The 18,632-nt window shown below is 68.8% G+C and carries 16 protein-coding genes; 11 read left to right on the forward strand and 5 right to left on the reverse strand.

From position 1 onward, the window contains the following. Both ACYVIO_RS39525 and ACYVIO_RS39530 read left to right on the forward strand, forming a co-directional pair. On the forward strand, positions 1-5,394 hold the full coding sequence (locus ACYVIO_RS39525) for a ThuA domain-containing protein (protein WP_460656137.1): 5,394 nt from the start codon (positions 1-3) through the stop codon (positions 5,392-5,394). A gap of 222 nt (positions 5,395-5,616) precedes the next feature. Continuing rightward, complete coding sequence (locus ACYVIO_RS39530; protein ID WP_460656138.1) at positions 5,617-6,618, forward strand: sugar phosphate isomerase/epimerase family protein; 1,002 nt, start codon at positions 5,617-5,619, stop codon at positions 6,616-6,618. Positions 6,619-6,704: 86 nt separating this feature from the next. Here the strand turns inward: ACYVIO_RS39530 and ACYVIO_RS39535 are convergent, their stop codons facing one another. Then, complete coding sequence (locus tag ACYVIO_RS39535) at positions 6,705-7,646, reverse strand: DUF1996 domain-containing protein (protein WP_460656139.1); 942 nt, start codon at positions 7,644-7,646, stop codon at positions 6,705-6,707. A gap of 351 nt (positions 7,647-7,997) precedes the next feature. On the opposite strand from ACYVIO_RS39535, the gene ACYVIO_RS39540 reads away from it, so the two are divergent. Beyond that, positions 7,998-10,127: a discoidin domain-containing protein gene (locus ACYVIO_RS39540; RefSeq protein ID WP_460656140.1), complete on the forward strand. Its 2,130-nt coding sequence runs from the start codon at positions 7,998-8,000 to the stop codon at positions 10,125-10,127. Between the two features lie 94 nt (positions 10,128-10,221). Beyond that, positions 10,222-11,244, forward strand: a complete 1,023-nt coding sequence (locus ACYVIO_RS39545; RefSeq protein WP_460656141.1) for a LacI family DNA-binding transcriptional regulator — start codon at positions 10,222-10,224, stop codon at positions 11,242-11,244. Between the two features lie 8 nt (positions 11,245-11,252). Here the strand turns inward: ACYVIO_RS39545 and ACYVIO_RS39550 are convergent, their stop codons facing one another. After that, complete coding sequence (locus ACYVIO_RS39550) at positions 11,253-11,981, reverse strand: potassium channel family protein (RefSeq protein WP_460656142.1); 729 nt, start codon at positions 11,979-11,981, stop codon at positions 11,253-11,255. An 88-nt stretch (positions 11,982-12,069) separates the two neighbouring features. Here ACYVIO_RS39550 and ACYVIO_RS39555 point away from each other — a divergent pair, with 88 nt between their 5' ends. Beyond that, positions 12,070-12,477, forward strand: coding sequence for an NUDIX domain-containing protein (locus ACYVIO_RS39555; RefSeq protein ID WP_460656143.1), 408 nt, complete (start codon positions 12,070-12,072; stop codon positions 12,475-12,477). Here the strand turns inward: ACYVIO_RS39555 and ACYVIO_RS39560 are convergent. Continuing rightward, complete coding sequence (locus ACYVIO_RS39560; RefSeq protein ID WP_460656144.1) at positions 12,465-13,259, reverse strand: hypothetical protein; 795 nt, start codon at positions 13,257-13,259, stop codon at positions 12,465-12,467. The genes ACYVIO_RS39555 and ACYVIO_RS39560 overlap by 13 nt on opposite strands. A 94-nt stretch (positions 13,260-13,353) precedes the next feature. Between ACYVIO_RS39560 and ACYVIO_RS39565 the strand changes: the two genes are divergently transcribed. From ACYVIO_RS39565 to ACYVIO_RS39590, 6 genes are all read left to right on the forward strand, one after another. Beyond that, a complete protein-coding gene (locus ACYVIO_RS39565) occupies positions 13,354-13,845 on the forward strand; it encodes a MarR family winged helix-turn-helix transcriptional regulator (protein WP_460656145.1) in 492 nt (163 codons plus the stop codon). A gap of 77 nt (positions 13,846-13,922) precedes the next feature. Continuing rightward, positions 13,923-14,123 carry a hypothetical protein gene (locus ACYVIO_RS39570; protein WP_460656146.1) on the forward strand — a complete coding sequence of 67 codons (201 nt, stop codon included), beginning with the start codon at positions 13,923-13,925 and terminating at the stop codon, positions 14,121-14,123. Beyond that, the gene (locus ACYVIO_RS39575) at positions 14,120-14,941 is read left to right on the forward strand and encodes a GNAT family N-acetyltransferase (protein ID WP_460656147.1); all 822 of its coding nucleotides are present in this window, start codon (positions 14,120-14,122) and stop codon (positions 14,939-14,941) included. The genes ACYVIO_RS39570 and ACYVIO_RS39575 overlap by 4 nt, the downstream gene beginning before the upstream one ends. 85 nt (positions 14,942-15,026) lie before the next feature. Further along, entirely contained in the window at positions 15,027-15,983 is a 957-nt protein-coding gene (locus ACYVIO_RS39580) for a hypothetical protein (RefSeq protein WP_460656148.1), read from the forward strand. A gap of 98 nt (positions 15,984-16,081) precedes the next feature. Beyond that, positions 16,082-16,471, forward strand: a complete 390-nt coding sequence (locus ACYVIO_RS39585; RefSeq protein ID WP_460656149.1) for a YciI family protein — start codon at positions 16,082-16,084, stop codon at positions 16,469-16,471. Between the two features lie 46 nt (positions 16,472-16,517). Next, positions 16,518-17,132 carry a class I SAM-dependent methyltransferase gene (locus tag ACYVIO_RS39590; protein ID WP_460656150.1) on the forward strand — a complete coding sequence of 205 codons (615 nt, stop codon included), beginning with the start codon at positions 16,518-16,520 and terminating at the stop codon, positions 17,130-17,132. On the opposite strand, the gene ACYVIO_RS39595 is transcribed toward ACYVIO_RS39590, so the two are convergent. After that, a complete protein-coding gene (locus ACYVIO_RS39595) occupies positions 17,129-17,932 on the reverse strand; it encodes an SGNH/GDSL hydrolase family protein (protein ID WP_460656151.1) in 804 nt (267 codons plus the stop codon). The genes ACYVIO_RS39590 and ACYVIO_RS39595 overlap by 4 nt on opposite strands. A gap of 67 nt (positions 17,933-17,999) precedes the next feature. Next, positions 18,000-18,596 (reverse strand): nitroreductase family protein, encoded by a 597-nt coding sequence (locus ACYVIO_RS39600; protein ID WP_460656152.1) that lies wholly within the window; start codon positions 18,594-18,596, stop codon positions 18,000-18,002. Between the last annotated feature and the right edge of the window lie 36 nt (positions 18,597-18,632).

Consider the following 18,632-nt stretch of genomic DNA (forward strand, 5'->3'; position numbering starts at 1 on the left):
ATGCACCAGCTCCGCAGGCGCCTGCACGGCACGGTTGTCCGTGCCGTGCTGCTGGCGCTGATCGCCGCCTTGGCGATCCCGCTCAGTGCTACCCCCGCGCGCGCCCACCCGGGCCACGGCGACGAGACCTTCAACGCGTTGATCTTCAGCAAGACCGCCGGGTTCCGGCACGACTCGATCCCGGCCGGGATCCAGGCCGTGCAGGACCTGGCGGCCGCGAACAACTTCACCGTCACCGCGACCGAGGACGCGGCGATGTTCAACGACACCGAGCTGGCCAAGTACGAGGTGGTCATCTGGATGTCGACCACCGGTGACGTGCTGAACGCCGACCAGCAGGCGGCGTTCGAGCGCTACGTCCAGGCGGGCGGCGGGTACGCCGGCGTGCACGCGGCCTCGGACACCGAGTACGAGTGGCCCTGGTACGGCAAGCTCGTCGGTTCGTACTTCGACAGCCACCCGGCCGGTACGCCGAACGCCAACGTCAAGGTCGAGGACCACGCGCACCCGTCCACCGCGGACGCGCCGACGACGTGGAACCGCACCGACGAGTGGTACAACTACCGGACCAACCCGCGCGAAACCGTGCACGTGCTCGCCTCGCTCGACGAGACGTCGTACGCCGGTGGCAACATGGGCGCCGAGCACCCGATCGCGTGGTGCCAGGACTACGACGGCGGCCGCGCCTGGTACACGGGCATGGGCCACACGATCGAGTCGTACGCCGACCCGGTCTTCCGCGAGCACCTGCTCGGTGGCATCAAGACCGCGGCAGGCGTCCAGCCGGCCGACTGTGGCGCGTCGCTGAGCGACAGCTACCAGAAGGTTGCCCTCGACGACGACACGTCCAACCCGATGGAACTGACCATCGCCAAGGACGGCCGGGTCTTCTACATCGACCGCAACGGCGCCGTGAAGATCGTCAAGACCGACGGCAGCGTCGTCACCGCGGGCACCCTGAACGTCTACACCGGTCAGGAGTTCGGCCTGCTCGGCATCGCGCTCGACCCGGCCTTCGACACCAACGGCTTCGTCTACCTCTACTACTCACCAGCAGGTGCAGAGGCGTTCGACCGGGTGTCGAGGTTCAAGGTGAACGGCGACACGCTCGACCTGGCCAGTGAGAAACAGGTCATCCGCGTCGACACCCAGCGGGACCAGTGCTGTCACGCCGGTGGTGCCCTCGAGTTCGACAACAACGGCAACCTGTTCATCGCGACCGGTGACAACAGCAACCCGTTCGACTCCGACGGCTACGCGCCGATCGACGAGCGGACCGGCCGCGCCGCCTGGGACTCCCAGCGCAGCGCCGCCAACAGCAACAACTTCAACGGCAAGGTGCTGCGGATCCACGTCGAGGCCGACGGTTCCTACACGGTCCCGGCCGGCAACATGTTCCCGGCCGGCACCGAGAAGACGCGGCCCGAGATCTACGCGATGGGCTTCCGCAACCCGTTCCGGATCGGCATCGACCCGACCACCAACCACCTGTTCGTCGCCGACTACGGTCCGGACGCCGGGCAGGTCTCACCGACGCGCGGCCCGGACGGCCGGGTCGAGTGGGACATCCTCGACAAGCCGGGCTTCTACGGCTGGCCGTACTGCGTCGGCAACAACACGCCGTACAACGACCACGACTTCGCCACCGGGACCTCCGGAGCGACGTTCAACTGCGCGGCGCCGGTGAACAACTCGCCGAACAACACCGGCATCACCCAGCTGCCGGCGGCCATTCCGGCCAGCCTGTGGATGGGCAAGTCGACGACCGGCGTACCGGAGATCGGTGGCAGTGGCGCGCCGATGACCAGTGGCGCGTACCAGTTCGACCCGGACAGCGACTCCGACCGCAAGTGGCCGCAGTACTTCGACGGCAAGGCGGTCTTCGCCGACTGGAACGACAGCCGGCTGTTCTCGGTGCAGCTCGACGACGACCGGTCCAAGGTCGCCGACGTGTCCCGGATGCTCGGCAAGCTGGACTTCATCCGGCCGCACGCGCTGCAGTTCGGTCCGGACGGCGCGCTGTACGTGATCGAGTGGGGCAGTGGGTTCGGCGGCAACAACGCCGACTCCGGCGTCTACCGCGTCGATTACGTCCAGGGCAACCGGGCACCGATCGCGCAGTTCACGACGGACAAGACGTCCGGCGCGGCACCGTTGACGGTCGCCTTCGACAGCACGGGATCACGCGATCCCGACGGGCAACCGATCACGCTGGCGTGGGACTTCGACGGCAACGGGACGACGGACTCGACCGAGGCCAAGCCGACGTACACCTACACGACGGCCGGAGTCTTCACTGCCCGGTTGACCGTGACCGACAGCGACGGCCGTACGGCGGTGTCGAACCGCTCGATCACCTCGGGCAACACGGCGCCGACGATCTCGATCGAGGCGCCGGTCGACGGCGGCTTCTTCGACTTCGGCGACACGATCAAGTACAAGGTGACCGTCACCGATCCCGAGGACGGGACGGTGAACTGCCAGGACGTGATCACGCAGCCGGCCCTGGGCCACGACGAGCACGCGCACGGGTACGAGCAGTACCACGGCTGCGAGGGGACGTTCCCACTTCCTGGTGACGAGGGGCACGTCGGCGCGAACATCTTCGGCATCGTGACGGTGAAGTACACCGACAAGGGTGCCCCTGGCACCGGCGCGATCACGACCGAGAAAGTCGTGCAGCTGCAGCCGAAGACCCGCGAGGCCGAGTACTTCAACGAGACCGGTGGGCCTGGTTCGACGCCCGGCGTACAGGTCGAGGACACTGGCGACGTCGCCGGTGGCGGCAAGAACATCGGGTTCATCGAGGACGGCGACTGGTGGGGCTGGAAGCCCACCAACCTGACCGGGATCGACCGGATCGAGCTGCGGGCGGCCTCGCCTGACGCCGGTGCGACTGTTGAGGTCCGGCAGGGTTCACCGACCGACGGCGCGATCGTCGCGACGATCCAGGTGACACCGACGGGTGCCTGGCAGACGTACGGGAACTTCTCGGCAGCGGTCAGTGGTGCCTCGCTGACCAGCGGTCCGCTGTACTTCGTCAAGACGACGGGTCAGCTGAACGTCAACTGGGTGAAGTTCGTCGGCAAGGGCGTCACCGACAACCAGCGGCCGGCCGTGACGGCGACCGCGTCGGTGGTCCAGGGCAAGGCTCCGCTCGCGGTGGACTTCACCTCGTCGGCGACCGATCCCGAGGGCGATGTTCCGCTCGCGTACGCGTGGAGCTTCGGCGACGGCGCGACGGGGACCGGTGCTTCGCCGAGTCACACCTACACGGCGGCCGGTACGCACACGGCGACCGTGACGGTGACCGACGCGCGCGGCGCGAAGGGCACCGCGAAGATCGCGATCAAGGTCGACACCCCGGCACCGCCGACGTGTCTGACCGGGCGTTCGGACGGGTTCGAGGGCACGACTCTCGACACCGGCCGGTGGAGTGAGGTCGTCCGTGGCAACCAGGAGCTGTCGGTTGCCGGTGGCAACTTGGTGCTGCCGTTGACGGCGACCGACATCTACGGCACCGGCAACACCGGTACGCCGAACATCGTGCTGCAGCCGCTGCCCGCCGGTGCTTGGCAGGCGACCGCGAAGCTGACGATGCCGGCCCGTCTCGCCTACCAGCAGGCCGGGTTGATCGTGTACGGCGACGACGACAACTACGCCAAGATGGTGCTGCAGGGCCGGTCGACCGGCGCTCCGTCGGCGGCGGACCGGATCTTCCAGTTCATCCGCGAGGAAGCCGGTACGCCGAACGAGGTGGCCGCGTCGAACACGGCCAACCTGGGCGCGGCGTACCCGGACACGGTCTGGGTCCGGTTCACCAGTGACGGCGCGAACCTGAAGGCGGCGTACAGCGCGGACGGCGCCACCTTCACCGAGATGTCGGAGACCAAGCAGCTGGCCGGGATCAGCAACCCCCGGATCGGGCTGTTCGGCCTGGCCAACCGGACCGAGGCGCTGCCGCTGGCGGCTCAGTTCGACTACTTCAGCATCACGCCGGACGACACGGCCGAGGTTCCGACCCCGGACGACGAGTTCGCCGGTACGACGCTGGACGCGTGCCGCTGGTCCGCGATCGTGCGGCCCGACCCGGCGGCGTACCGGGTGACCGGTGGCGCGGTCGAGATCGACACCAGCAACGGCGACATCTACCAGGGCACGGCCACGAACCCGAAGAACCTGCTGCTGCAGCCGGCTCCCGACGGTGACTGGACGATCGAGACCAAGGTGGACGGGTCGGCGTTCAACGAGGCCTACCAGCAGGGCGGCCTGATGGTGTACGGCGACGACGCGAACTACGTGAAGCTGGACTACCTCACCAGCAACGCTTCGGGCTCCGCGGTGACGCGGGGGATCGAGCTGCGCAGCGAGGTGAACGACGTGCTCGTGTCACCGCAGCCGAACGCTCCGGCCCCGACGCAGGGAGTCTGGTACCTGCGGCTGGCCAAGAGCGGGACGACCTTCACCGGCTCGTACAGCGCGGACGGACTGGCCTGGACCGCCCTCCCGGCCGTGACGAACCCGGCGCTGGCGTCGGCGAGCTTCGGCATCTACGCCTTCGGGGTCGACCAGGTCGCCTCGAAGACGGCGAAGTTCGACTACTTCAAGATCGTCCGGGACACGGTCGCTCCGCAGGTCAGCCTGTCGCTGAACCCGTCGGCGCCGTCCGGCCTGAACGGCTGGTGGAACGACGCGGTCGTCGCGACGGCGATGGCGACCGACAACCAGCCCGGGCAGGTGTACCTGGAGCAGAAGGTCGGCGACGGGGACTGGTCGGAGTACACGACTCCGGTCAGCTTCGGGACCGACGGGACGCACACGATCCAGGTCCGGGCGTCGGACACCGCGGGCAACGTGTCGGCGCCGGAGTCGGTCACTTTCAAGGTGGACCGGACGGCTCCGAAGTCGACGGTCACCGGGCTCGCGTCCGGAGGGAAGCTCGGCGTCGCGTCGACGGTCGTGGTAGCGGCCACGGCGACGGACGCGCTCTCCGGGCTCGCCGGAGTGACGCTGAAGGTCGACGGCAAGACGCTCCCGGCCGGCGGCAAGCTGGACGGGGTCGCGCTCGGGCTCGGTGCGCACGAGCTCGCGGCCACGGCCACGGACAAGGCCGGCAACACCTCGATCACCAAGGTGCCGTTCACCGTGGTGGCGTCGTACGCCGAGGCGCAGAAGCTGGTCGAGCGGTACCGGGTCGCCAAGACGTTGCCACTGGCAACGGCCACGGTGATGAAGGTGCAGCTCGCGCTGGCCGAGCAGGCGCAGCGCAAGGGTCTCAAGATCGTCGCGACCGTTGCACTGGACCTGTACCTCAAGCAGGCGAAGACGGTGCGGGACGTTCCCGCCCGGACCCTGCTGACAGCTGTCGGGCAGGACTTGAGGAAGAAGATCTGACCCGATGAACACGTCGCTGTGCGAGATCGCACCCTGTCCGACGCGGAGAGGCGTGCAGGAGCTCCCGAACGCCCTGGTGGTTCGGCCCCACCCGGACGTACGGGAGAGCGGTCTCGCACAGCGCCGGGGGACCGCCCGATGGTCCTCGTCCCCGGCGCCCGGCCAGGCGCTCCGGCCGTGCGCCGGGGACATCCCCTGGAACTTTCCTTAAGGAGTGGAGAGATGGCTCGACCGATCACCTTGTTCACCGGCCAGTGGGCCGACCTGCCGTTCGAGGAGGTGGCCCGGCTGGCCTCGGAGTGGGGCTACGACGGCCTCGAGATCGCCTGCTGGGGTGATCACCTCGACGTACGGCGAGCTGCCGAGGACGACGCGTACGTCCAGGACCGCCTCGACATCCTCGAGAAGCACAATCTGAAGGTCTGGACCATCTCGAACCACCTGCTCGGCCAGGCGGTCTGCGACGACCCGATCGACCAGCGGCACCAGGCGATCCTGCCCGCGCACATCTGGGGCGACGGCGATCCCGAGGGCGTGCGGCAGCGCGCGGCCGAGGAGATGGGCGTCACCGCCCGCGCCGCGCGCCGGCTCGGCGTCGACGTCGTGGTCGGCTTCACCGGCTCCGCGATCTGGAAGACCGTCGCGATGTTCCCGCCGGTCCCGCAGTCGATGATCGACGCCGGGTACGCCGACTTCGCCGACCGCTGGAACCCGATCCTGGACGTCTTCGACGAGGCCGGCGTGAAGTTCGCGCACGAGGTGCACCCGTCGGAGATCGCCTACGACTACTGGTCCACCACCCGCGCGCTGGAGGCGATCGGGCACCGCGAGGCGTTCGGCCTGAACTGGGACCCGAGCCACTTCGTCTGGCAGGACCTCGACCCGGTCGGCTTCCTGTGGGACTTCAAGGACCGGATCTACCACGTCGACTGCAAGGACGCGAAGCGTCAGGTCGGCAACGGCCGCAACGGCCGGATGGGGTCCCACCTGGCCTGGGGCGACCCGCGGCGCGGCTGGGACTTCGTCTCCACCGGGCACGGCGACGTTCCGTGGGAGGCGTGCTTCCGGATGCTCAACACGATCGGGTACGCCGGGCCGATCTCGGTCGAGTGGGAGGACGCCGGCATGGACCGCCTGGTCGGTGCGGCCGAGGCCCTGGAGTTCGTCAGGCGCCTGGCCTTCGACCCGCCGACCGCGTCGTTCGACGCGGCCTTCTCCTCGTAGGCGGCGCGCTTCTCGCCGGCTGCTGCTAGTCGTCGTACGGGCGCCTGTGGTGCCGGGTCCTGCCCAGACCCGGCACCACAGGTGTTCTAGGGGCGTCCGGGCAGGCGGTAGTTGTCGCCGAGGACCTGCCCGCGGTTGGGCTTGTAGAGGTCGAACCCCTTCGAGTTGCACTGCAGACCACCGTTGATGCAGTGGCTCACCAGGGCCGCCAGCGTCGGGACGTCCCAGGCGTTGAAGAAGTCGTAGTGCCAGGTGTAGCCACGTCCGCTCGCCAGCCGGACGTCGGTGACGTTCCCGTCAGCGGGGAACGCGATCTTGAACTCCAGCATCGGTACCGGGTTCGGGTGACTGGACGGGCAGGAGCCGTTGACCGGGTAGGCCATGTGGCTCTTGTGATCCGGCGTGTCGAGGTCACGTCCGTTCCAGCAACTCGGGGCCTGGTAGCGGATGTTGAGCTGGGTCCCGGCGGGACAGTTCGACGGGAAGTCCCAGTTGTGCGTGCTGTCGCCGCACTCCCAGCCCTCGACGGCGCCCGGTGAGGTCCGGAACTGGTCGAGCGTGGCGGTCGGGCTGCCGACGACGTACCGAAGACCCGGCGGGAACGGCCGGACCGCCTGGTAGTCGAGGATGCCCGTCTTGTAGTAGATGGTCTGGTGCCAGGTCTGCTGGACGGGCTGGTTGGTGCCGGGCCCGCGGAACATCGTCGGCCACCAGTACGCCGACAGGTCGTCGGGGTTGAGGCAGGTGGTCGCGTACGGGCCTGGCGCGTTGAGGCTGGCGAGCGTGGTGGCGGCGTTCGTCGTCTTGTTGCCGACGAAGCTGTGCTCGTGCGATGCGCCCGGCATGTTGGGGAACACGATGGGGTCGTCGTTGGCACGGTGGTTGACCGTGCAGTTCACCTGGAACTCGTGGTGGGTGACCAGGTCGTCGGCTTGTGCTTGGCTGCCGGCGACGGCGGTCAGGGCGGCGCTGAGGGTCAGGGCGGCGGTGCCGCCGGCGAACAGGATCTTCTTCCTTCTGCTGAACACGGATCTCCTCCTGTCGGGGGATTCCGCGGGGCGGTGGGCAGGAACTGGGTACTACGCGGCCCGCGGTCTGGAATCGCGGGAGAGCGCTCTCTGGAACAGCGTCGATCGGACCGTCCGTGCTGTCAAGGGCCGCCCGGTTCCGGAACCGGCTGAGCGTGAACGAGCCGTTGACAAGCCGCCGGGTTGCCTCCACGATCAGTTCGCGAGAGAGCGCTCTCTGACTCTCGCGCACCGTTTCCCGACGCTGCTGGCGCCGGGTCCCGGTCGCTGTGCTGTCCCGCCCTTACGCACACAGCGAAGGAGTACGACCCGATGATTTCCCCCACTCCACCGCCTCGACGCAGACGGCGCGTGCGGTCGTTGCTCGCCGCCACCGTCGCGGCGAGCACTCTGCTGCTCGGCAACGCCGTACTGCAGGCCGTGCCCGCGCAAGCGGCGACCCTGCTGTCCCAAGGGCGCCCGGTCACCGCGTCCTCGTCCGAAGGAGCCGGTACGCCGGCGACCGCCGCCGTCGACGGCGACCTGAACACCCGCTGGTCCAGCGTCTTCAGCGATCCGCAGTGGCTGCAGGTCGACCTCGGCTCGGCCGCGACGATCAGTCAGGTCGTGCTGCGGTGGGAGGCCGCGTACGCGACGGCGTACAGGGTCGAGGTCTCCGACGACGCCCAGAGTTGGCGGCCTCTTGCGAGCACTGCTGCCGGCGACGGCGGCACGGACTCGCTCACCGTCAACGGCGCCGGCCGGTACGTCCGGCTGACCGGCACCCAGCGCAACGGCGGCTACGGTTACTCGCTCTGGGAGTTCGAGGTGCACGGGACGCCCGGCACCGGTGGACCGCCGCAGGGCAACGGGACCGTCCAGGTCGCCGGCAGTCAGGGCAACTGGCAGCTGCTGGTCAACGGCGCGCCCTGGCAGGTCAAGGGCCTGACCTGGGGACCGGCCGCGGCCGACGCTCCGCAGCATCTCCCGCAGCTCAAGTCGATCGGCGTCAACACTGTGCGGACCTGGGGAACGGACGCGAGCTCGAAGCCGCTGTTCGACTCCGCGGCCGCGAACGGGATGCGCGTGATCGCGGGCTACTGGCTCCAACCTGGTGGTGGACCCGGCAGCGGCGGTTGCGTCAACTACGTCACCGACACGACGTACAAGCAGAACATGCTGGGCGAGATCCGGCGCTGGACCACGGAGTACAAGGATCATCCGGGCGTGCTGCTGTGGAACGTCGGCAACGAGTCGGTGCTCGGGCTGCAGAACTGCTACTCGGGTGCTGAGCTGGAGACGCAGCGGATCGAGTACGCGAAGTTCGTCAACGAGGGCGCCAAGGCGATTCACGCGATCGACCCGAACCACCCGGTCACCTCGACCGACGCATGGACCGGCGCCTGGCCGTACTTCAAGCAGTACTCGCCGGACCTCGACCTGCTCGCGGTCAACTCGTACGGCAACGTCTGCCAGGTCAAGCAGGACTGGATCAACGGCGGCTACAACAAGCCGTACATCCTGACCGAGGGCGGACCGGCCGGCGAGTGGGAGGTGCCGAACGACGCGAACGGCGTACCGAACGAGCCGACGGACATCCAGAAGCGTGACGGGTACCTGCAGGCGTGGAACTGCATCACCGGGCACAGCGGGGTCGCGCTCGGTGCGACGCTGTTCCACTACGGGAACGAGAACGACTTCGGCGCTGTGTGGTTCAACATCGCGCCGGGCGGTGAGAAGCGGCTGTCGTACTACGCGATCCGGCAGGCGTACGGCGGTCCTGCGGGCGGCAACACGCCGCCGGTGATCACGGCGATGAACCTGAGCCGGACGACTGATGTGCCGGCCGGTGGGACTGTCACTGTGAACGTCGCGGTGTCGGATCCCAATGGTGACCCGCTGACGCACGAGTTCAAGGTCGGCGGCAAGTACATCGACAACAACGGGGCACTGGTGACCACGCCGTCGTCGGGCAACGGGCCGTTCACGGTGACCGTGCCGCAGCGGCTCGGGGTCTGGAAGCTGTACGACTACGTGCGCGACGGCAAGGGCAACGTGGGCATCGAGACGCGGTCCTTCCGGGTCGTCGCGCCGCCGGTCTCGGGGACGAACGTTGCCCGGGGCAAGCCGGTGACGGCGTCGTCGTACCAGCAGGTCGGCAACGGCGCGCCGTACCCGCCGTCGAACGTGACCGACGGCAACAACACGACCCGCTGGGCCAGCGACTGGTCCGACCCGCAGTGGATCCAGGTGGATCTGGGCTCGGTGCAGTCGTTCGATCGGCTGCAGCTGATCTGGGAGGGCGCGTTCGCGCGGTCGTACCGGATCGAGGCGTCGGACGACGGCTCGAACTGGCGGCAGGTCTACACCACGGCCGACGGGAACGGTGACGTCGACGACCTCGGCGTAGCCGGCTCAGGCCGCTACGTTCGGCTGACTGGGACCCAACGGGGGACCGGCTTCGGCTACTCGCTGTACGAGTTCGGCGTCTACCGGCGCTGAGTTGATTGCTGGTACGGCGGTCCGCCCGGCGGGCCGCCGTACCTGTGGATGAAGAACAGGGGCCCGGCCGTTGACAGAGCTACGATCCGTTGCCATGAAGTCACCAACCCGTACGCCGACCTTGGAAGACGTCGCCAAGGTCGCAGGCGTCTCGCGTGCGACGGTGTCCCGAGTCATCAACGGCCAAGCCTCGGTCGACGCCACCCTCCAACGCAAGGTCCTCGCCGCGGTCGAAGAGATCGGCTACCGCCCGAACACGGCGGCCCGGCAGTTGGCGGGTCGGCGGGCGGGTGCGCTCGCTCTCGTGCTGTCCGGTTCCGACGGCTCAGCGGAGGAGGTGCTCAGCGACCCGTTCTTCGGCCGGATCACCGGGGGAGTGGTCAAACACCTGCGCACCAAGGGGATTCACCCGACCTTGTTCCTCGCGGACTCCGAGGCTGCCCGCCTCGAAGCTGTCGACCACGTACGCCGCGGTGCCGCGGACGGTGCTCTGCTCGTCTCCACCCACGCCGACGACATCCTCCCCGGTCTGTTCGTCGAAGCGGGCCTGCCGGCTGTCCTCTTCGCCCGGCCCGCGCTGCACGCCCCGATCAGCTACGTCGACCTGGCCCACGAGGTCGGCGCCGCCCTGGCCGCCGACCGCCTGGTCTCCCGAGGCTGCCGCAAGGTCGTCACGATCGCCGGCCCCACAGACGTCCCCGCCGCCCAGGACCGCCTCACCGGCTTCCGCCAGGCAATGGCGAGACACGGCCAACCCCACATCCCAGTTGCCTACGGCAACTTCACCCAGGACTCCGGCGAAACCGCCATGCTCCAACTCCTGGCCCAGATCCCCGACCTCGACGGAGTCTTCGCCGCCAACGACCTGATGGCAGCAGGCGCCCTCCGAGCCCTCCGAGACGCCGGCCGCCCGGTCCCCACCGAGGTAGCAGTCATCGGCTTCGACAACAGCGCGCCTGCCAGCTCAGCGGTCCCACCCCTCACCACCATCGCCCAACCGTTGGAGGAGATGGCCGCAGAAATGTCCCGCCTCCTGGTAGACCAAATAGAAACCCCAGGCCAAGCCCCCCAATGCACCATCTTCGACCCCCACCTGGTCGAACGAGAGTCCGCCTGAGCGAGGGGTCAAGCAGGGGGACGGCGGTTGGAGAGTTCGGCGCGGAGGGCTTGAACCTCGGTGAGCAGGGTGGTGAGTTGTTCGTCGCGGGTGTGGGACTCGGCTTGTTCGGCGGTGTTGAGTTGTTCGACGAACCATGAGGCGAGGGCGGCGGTGATGGTGCCGGCCAGGGCGATGCCGCCGATCATCAGGGCGACGCCGACGAAGCGGCCCTGGGGTGTGGTCGGGTACTGGTCGCCGTAGCCGACTGTGGTGATGGTGGTGGCGGCCCACCAGGCGGCGTCCGCGAACGACTTGATGTTCGCTCCCGCGCTGTGCCGCTCGGCGTCGAGGACGGCCAGGGCCGAGACGAAGCCGAGGAGTACGACGGCTCCGACGACGTACGTCGTAGTCCGGCCTCGGACCGACACCGAGGTTCGGTTGAGTCGGGCCAGGGCCGTGACCACCCGGACCGCACGTAGCGGGCGGAGGAGCGGCAGGACCAGGACCACCAGGTCCAGGAGGTGGCCTCTGACGAACTGCGACTTGCTTGGCGCGAGGCCGAGTCGCAGGAAATAGTCGAGGCCGAAGGCGATCCAGATGGCGAGGTTCGTGATCGAGCAGGCGCGGACGAGCGCGGAGTCAAGGCCTGGATCGAGGATCGGCCAGGCGTAGACCGCCAGGAACACGACGGCGGCTGCGGTCAGGATCCACGCGGATCGGCGTTCGTAGATCTGCAACCGCTGTGCGCTCGTCATGGCGCCAAGGACAGCACAGGGAAACGGCAGCCGTCGCTGGTGAAGGTGAGGTCGGTGAAGTGTCTGTGGGTGGTGGTTGGGTGGTCGCATGGGTGAACGAGTGCGGGTGGCTGCGGTGGTTGAGCGGGGTGGGTTGGTGTTGATGGTTCGGGAGCGGGTGCAGACGGCGCCGGGGCGGCATGACGGGGGTGAGTACTGGACGTTGCCTGGGGGTGGGATTGAGGAGGGGGAGGACGCGGGGGTTGCCGTGCGGCGGGAGGTGTTTGAAGAGGTGGGGCTTGAGGTGCTTGAGGCTCGGGAGGTGGGGAGGGTGCCTTATCCGTCGGGGATGACGACCGTTTTTCGCGTGGTGGTGGGGGAGGGGGAACCTCGGTTGGGGGTGGACGAGTTGGGGTGTGAGTGTCCGCGGATGGTGGGGTTGGACTGGGTGCCGGTGCCTAGGGTGGAGAGTCGGGACGGTGGGTCGCCGGTGCCGTTGGTGATCTACTCCTGGTGAAGTAGGGCGGCGGTTTGGCTGACGACGTAGGTGAGGTTGAGTTGGTGGGCCCAGCGGTTGGTTTCGGTGGCGATGGCTTGGGCGGCTACCAGGTTGCCTTCGTCGCGCGCCAGGACTGCTAGTAGGGCTTGCTGGGCGAGGGTGCCGGGGACGTGGCCGGCTGCTTGGCGTTGTTCGGTGGAGAGTTGCCAGTGGCGGCGGGCCTCGACGAGGTCGCCGGCGGTGTGCGCGTGGTCGCCCAGGTGGCGGTGGGCGTACGACGCCTGGAGGGTGTCGCCGGTGGACTCGCAGAGGGCCAACGAGTCCGTGTAGTGCTTGAAGGCTTCGTCGGGGAGAGTCAGCAGGTTGTCGGCGATGAGGCCTCGGTAGAAGAGGGCGGTGGCTCGGCGTACGTCGTCGGGGGCCTCCGCCTGAAGGGCTTCGGCCTGTACGGCGAGGCCGCCGTCGGTGGTTGCGGCGTGGACGAGCTTGGTGAAGTAGGTGTTGCGAAGCCGGAGCATGGCGCGGTCCCACTTGAGGGTGGGGTCCGGGTAGGCGGCAAGAGCGTCCGCGAGGTGGGCCAGGGCTGTGGGGGAGTGGGTGGTGGACTGGGCGAAGTCCTGGTCGACGGCGAGCTCGGCGAGGGCGAGCTTGAGGGCCGCCTGCTCGGCGAGAGCCTGAGGCTGCTCGGCGGCGGGCGTGGGTTCGGTGGCCTGGAGGAGGGCTCGGGCGGCGTCCCACTGGGCGGCTCGGGCCAGGAGGGTCGCGGCGGTCAGGAGATTGGCGAGTGGGGTCTCGGGCATGGCGTGGGCCTCACTTCCGAAGGAGTAGGCCGCGAGAGTATTTCGACGTCGAAAGTTTTGACAACTAACCTTCACCGGCTGAACAATTCGACGGGTGAAGGATTCGATCGACGACCACGTCGCCCTGTGGTCCCGTGAGCAGGCCGATCTCGACCCACGCGTCGAGGGGATCCTCGTCCGCATGCAGGTGCTGACGCGGTACCTCGACCGGCAGCGGGACGCCGTACTGGCGTCGTACGGGCTGCAGTGGTGGGAGTTCAAGACGCTGCACATGCTGCGTCGCGGCGGTACGCCGTACCGGGCGACGCCCGGCGCGCTCGCCAAGCAGCTGAGCATGTCGCCGGCGGCGATGACGAACCGGCTCGACGCGCTGGAGAAGCACGGGTACGTCGTCCGCAGCCACGATCCCGACGATCGGCGCAAGGTCGTCGCGACGCTGACCAAGGCCGGCCGAGCGGTCTGGGAGCGCGGGATCGACGACATCCAGAAGCTGGAGCAGGACCTGGTCCGCGCGCTCCCGGCGAAGGACCAGGACGTGCTCGAGGACCTCCTCCGCAGGCTGGTGAAAACCACCGAGCAGGAATGATGTCAAGAACGACCCCTCAGGTCCGACGTACCAGTGAAGGCGCCGCACATGGCGCCCCGAAACTGGAGGGCCGGACCATGGATCCGCTGAACCTGCTGGTCGCACGACAGAACGTTTCCGACCAGGTGCGCGAGACCGCCGAGGGTGGCAAGCCGAACGACCAGTGCGAACCCGCGAAGGACAAGAAGCTCGGTCCCGTCGTCCAGGTCGGCTGGTGGCGCCGCCTGCAGGAAATCGCGCGCGCGACGACCCGGCGGCGTGTCACAGTCCTGCGGTGACGGAAACGACGCGAGAAGACCAGATCGCAGCACTGTTGGCGGCGTACGACGACCAGTTGCGCGGTGGCGCCGAGACCTCGGGCGTCCCGAGTACGACGGACGGCCCGGTGATCCGGGTCGAGTACCCGACCCGCGGCTTCGTGAGTTACCGCTCTCTCGAGGGCCTCGACGGCGCCGAGCTCGACGCGCTGATCGACCGCCAGCGGGACTTCTTCGCGGCCAAGGGCCAGGCGATGGAGTGGAAGACGCGCGGCCACGACCTCCCGGCCGACCTGCCCGAGCGGCTGACCAAGGCCGGGTTCGTGCCCGAGGAGCGGGAAACCGTCGTGATCGCGGAGAGCGCGACCATCGCCGCTCGGCTGAAGGACCGCGAGACGGTCGACGGCGTGACGATCCGCCGAACGACCGAGCTGAGCGACTTCGAGAAGATCGCGGCGATGGAGTCGACGGTGTGGGGCGAGGACTGGTCCTGGCTCACCGGCGACCTGGTCAGCCGGAACGCGGCCGGCCAGACCGACATCTACGTTGCGGAGGCCGACGGGCAGGTCGTGTCCGCGGCCTGGGCCGTGCACAAGGCCGGCACCGACTTCACCGGCCTCTGGGGCGGGTCGACGCTCGCGGAGTGGCGTGGTCGCGGGATCTACAAGGCGCTGGTCGCCGTACGGGCCGCTCGTGCGGTCGAGCTCGGGCATCGCTACCTCCAGGTCGACGCCTCCGACGACAGCTCCCCGATCCTGCAGCGGCTCGGGTTCCTGCCGGTGACCACGACCACGCCGTACATCTTCACTCCGGCCGGTCACGACGGTCACCAGCAGTAGCCGGTACGACGGGCGCCGGCGATCTTCTGAACCCGGCGCTCGGAAGGTCTACGTTGGTACGGCGTTCAACTGATAGACAGGACGGGTGAACCAACTCCGCGCGCTGGGGATCTCCGCTCAGGCCGAGGCGATCTACCTCGACCTGATCGCGCGGGGTGCGCTCGACCAGGCCGATCTGGTCGAACGCCACGGCGCCGAGCTCGAGGTTCCGCTCAGCGAGCTCGCCGCGATCGGACTGGTGGAGCGCTCCGACGACAAGGTCCTGCCGCAGCCACCGCACCTCGCGATGGAGGCGGTCGCGCAGCGGCGTACGAAGGAAGCCGAGCTGGCGCGGGAGAGCGCTTCCTTGCTCTCCGAGCTGTGGACCGCGGGCATCGGTCAGCAGACGTACGTCGAACTGCTGCCGTCGCTGGAGGTCACCCGGTCGGTGATCAACTCCGTCCAGGTCGACGCGGAGCACCAGGTGCGCGCGATGACGGTCGGCAACATCGCGGCACCGACCAACCCGCAGATCGTCGGGGGCCTGTTCGACGCGCTCGCCCGCGGAGTCACGTACGAGGTCATCTACGGCACCCGCGTGCTGCAGGACCCGGACGCGCTCCGCATGGTCCAGCAGTGCGTCGACGCGGGCGAGCAGGCCCGCGTCTTCCCGGACATCCCGCTCAACCTGACCATCGTGGACGACCGCTGGGCGTTGCTCGCGGCCCGTACGACGGTCGGCGAGATCGTGAACTCCGCCGCGATGGTCGTGCACCACTCGCCGTTCCTGACCGGCCTGGTCGGCATCTTCGACGCGTTGTGGCGCGTCTCGGTCCCGATCACCGGCGGCACCGAGAACACCGAGGTGATCGGCGCGCCCGTGCTGGAGACGAAGCGGCTGCTCACCTACCTGAGCGCGGGCCTGACCGACGAGTCGATCGCGCGCGAGTTCGGTGTCAGCGAGCGGACCATCGCCCGCCGGATCAGCCGCCTGCAGGAGACGCTGGGCGCCCAGACCCGTTTCCAGCTGGGCGTCCAGGCGTCGCGACAGAACTGGCTCTGACCTCGCTTGGTCCTCTGCGGTGCCTGTCGAGAATGGGAGAGTGGCTCCGACGTTGCTGACGGAGGCGCCGGGGTGGCGCCGCATCAGAAGGAGCCGGGATGAAGTACATGCTGCTGATCCACTCGAACAAGCAAGGCTGGGACGAGATGCCCGCGCAGTGGACCGAGGACGACGTCAAGGCCATGGTCGGCTTCATGGATGACCTCAACCGCGAGCTGCAGGCGGCCGGGGAGATGGTCGAGGGTCGCGGGCTGGCCGGGCCCGACCGGATGAAGAACGTCCGCGCCGACGACAACGGCGAGCCGATCGTCACCGACGGGCCGTTCACCGAGACCAAGGAGGTCCTGGCCGGCTACTGGGTCGTCGACGTCGCCAGCGAGGAGCGGGTCCTGGAGATCGCTCTCCGGATCTCCCAGGCGCCTGGCCCGGGCGGGCGTCCGACCAACCAGAACGTCGAGGTCCACCCGGAGGGCGAAGCGCCCGCCTGATAAACCGTTCGCCTGCTGGGTGGTCGCCTGGCTAGCGTCGACGTCCATGGATCCGAAGGAGATCGTGCGGCGTGGGTACGACGCTTTGTCGGTGCGGTACGACGAGGCGTACGGCGGGGAGTCGAAGTACCGGGCCTGGATCGACCGGCTGCTCGAGCGGCTCGCCGCAGGCAGCCGGGTCCTGGACGTGGGCTGCGGGAGCGGTCTCCCGCTCGCTCGTGAGCTCGCGGGTGCGGGGCATGCGGTCACTGGGGTCGACATCAGCGAGGTTAAGATCCGGCGGGCTCGGGAGTTGGTGCCGGAGGCGTCGTTTCTGCAGGCGGATGCGGCGTCGCTCGACTTCCCGGCCGAGTCGATCGACGCCGTGGTGTCGTTCTACGCGTTGATCCACCTTCCGCAGGACGAGCAGCAGGAGTTGCTGCGGAAGGTCGCGCGGTGGTTGCGGCCCGGTGGTTTGTTCGTCTGTACGACGGGCTCGCAGGCGTGGACCGGTGTCGACGGTGACTGGCTCGACGGTGGCGTGAGCATGTGGTGGAGCCACGCGGACGCCGACACCAACCGCGCGTGGATCACGGACAGCGGGTTGGTGGTGGAGGAGCAGGACTTCGTGCCGGAAGGTGCCAGCGGGCACACGCTGTTCTGGGCTCGGAAGCCTGCTTAGGTCGCATCTCGTTCGAGGTGCCGTACGACGTGGTCGGCGACGGCGGCCATGCCGGCTTCGGTGGGGTGGTACGGGACGACGCCGCCGAGGCTCGGTGGGCGGAGGGTGAAGCCGGTCGTCCAGGGCTCGACTGAGCCGACGGCGTGCTCCTTGCTCAGCTCGGCGACCGCGACGAGTTCCGCGCCGGACTTCTCCGCGGCTGTTGCGAAGGCGCCGGCCAGGCGATCGGCCATCAGGGCGATGCTCGGGAGTTGCTCCTCGTTCAGCGGTACGTCGAGGCGCGGGCGGGTCGAGGGGCCGACCACCGCGAGGTAGTCGACGAGCAGGATCCGCGCGGCGGGAGCGCGATCCCGGATCTCGCGGACGATCTCGGCGAGCTGCCCGGCGGCCGCGTCGTACGCGGAATCGTCGCGCAGGTAGCTGACCCGCGCGCGGATCCGGTTCGCGACGCGGCGGCCGAGGATCGTGGCGGGTTTGGCGAGCGTGTTCATCATGCTGCCGCGGATGAACGCGCCGATGTACTCGAGATCGTTGCCGCCGGCCGTCACCGTGACCAGCGCGGTGTCGGGGCCGACGGCATCGATCTGAGGTGCCGCGTCGTCCTGGCGGTCGGTGAGCAGGTGCGCGGTCGTCGCGCCGGAGTACGTGACGTCGACCAGATCGAGCCCGAGCCGCTCGGCGACCAGGTGCGGGTAGTTGCGCCCCGACCTGCCCGCGGCCTTGTCCAGCACGGGCGCGATACCCGGCCCCGCCGCGAAGGAACTGCCGAGCGCGACGTACCGACTCCCAGGTGAGATCACACGGGCCAACCTACCGCGAGCGATCCCGCGGAGGAGCGTGCAGCAGGCGGACGTCGGGAGCGCCCCCTCAGCTGGTCCAGCGGCCTCGGTGGACGAGGTCGTCGGTGGGCTTGCGGCGCTTGCTGAGGTTGCGGGGCGGTTCATCGGAGTAGCCGATCGAGATCGCGCCGATCGGCATGAAGTTGTCCGGTACGCCGAACTGCTCGCGGTACACCGGGATCCGGTCCGCCGGCAGCCCGAAGCAGCACGCGCCGAGCCCCTCGTCGACCGCGGTCTGCAGGATCAGCAGCGCCGACATGCCCGCGTCGATGTCCCAGTACGGCACCGGCCACCAGTCTTCGGACCGGTCGTCGTGCCCCTTGTCCGGCTCGGCGTACCGGTCGAGGTAGGCGTCCTTGTTCGAGTGCACGACGATCAGCAACGGCGTCTCGACGTTCGCCGCCAGCCAGTTCTCCGGCTCCGCGTCCGGCCGCGCCGAGTCCCGAAACCGCGCGATGTCTTCCTGGTTGTCCAGTACGAGGTACCCGAACCCCTGCGAGAACCCTGCCGACGGCGCCCGCAACGCGTTGTCGAGAATCCGCTCGACGATCTCCTCCGGCACCGCCCGCCCCACGTCGTACCGCCGAACCATCCGCCGCCGCCGCACCACATCCTGAAAGTCCATGCGTGCAAAGTACGTGCTCGCCGGTCACTTCGGTAC

It is taken from the genome of Kribbella endophytica, from assembly GCF_054781295.1.

Coding starts and splice junctions, on each gene's coding strand:
- ACYVIO_RS39525 (WP_460656137.1), top strand. CDS start 1: ATGCACCAGCTCCGCAGGCGCCTGCACGGCACGGTTGTCCGTGCCGTG.
- ACYVIO_RS39530 (WP_460656138.1), top strand. CDS start 5,617: ATGGCTCGACCGATCACCTTGTTCACCGGCCAGTGGGCCGACCTGCCG.
- ACYVIO_RS39545 (WP_460656141.1), top strand. CDS start 10,222: ATGAAGTCACCAACCCGTACGCCGACCTTGGAAGACGTCGCCAAGGTC.
- ACYVIO_RS39550 (WP_460656142.1), bottom strand. CDS start 11,981: ATGACGAGCGCACAGCGGTTGCAGATCTACGAACGCCGATCCGCGTGG.
- ACYVIO_RS39555 (WP_460656143.1), top strand. CDS start 12,070: ATGGGTGAACGAGTGCGGGTGGCTGCGGTGGTTGAGCGGGGTGGGTTG.
- ACYVIO_RS39560 (WP_460656144.1), bottom strand. CDS start 13,259: ATGCCCGAGACCCCACTCGCCAATCTCCTGACCGCCGCGACCCTCCTG.
- ACYVIO_RS39570 (WP_460656146.1), top strand. CDS start 13,923: ATGGATCCGCTGAACCTGCTGGTCGCACGACAGAACGTTTCCGACCAG.
- ACYVIO_RS39585 (WP_460656149.1), top strand. CDS start 16,082: ATGAAGTACATGCTGCTGATCCACTCGAACAAGCAAGGCTGGGACGAG.
- ACYVIO_RS39590 (WP_460656150.1), top strand. CDS start 16,518: ATGGATCCGAAGGAGATCGTGCGGCGTGGGTACGACGCTTTGTCGGTG.
- ACYVIO_RS39600 (WP_460656152.1), bottom strand. CDS start 18,596: ATGGACTTTCAGGATGTGGTGCGGCGGCGGCGGATGGTTCGGCGGTAC.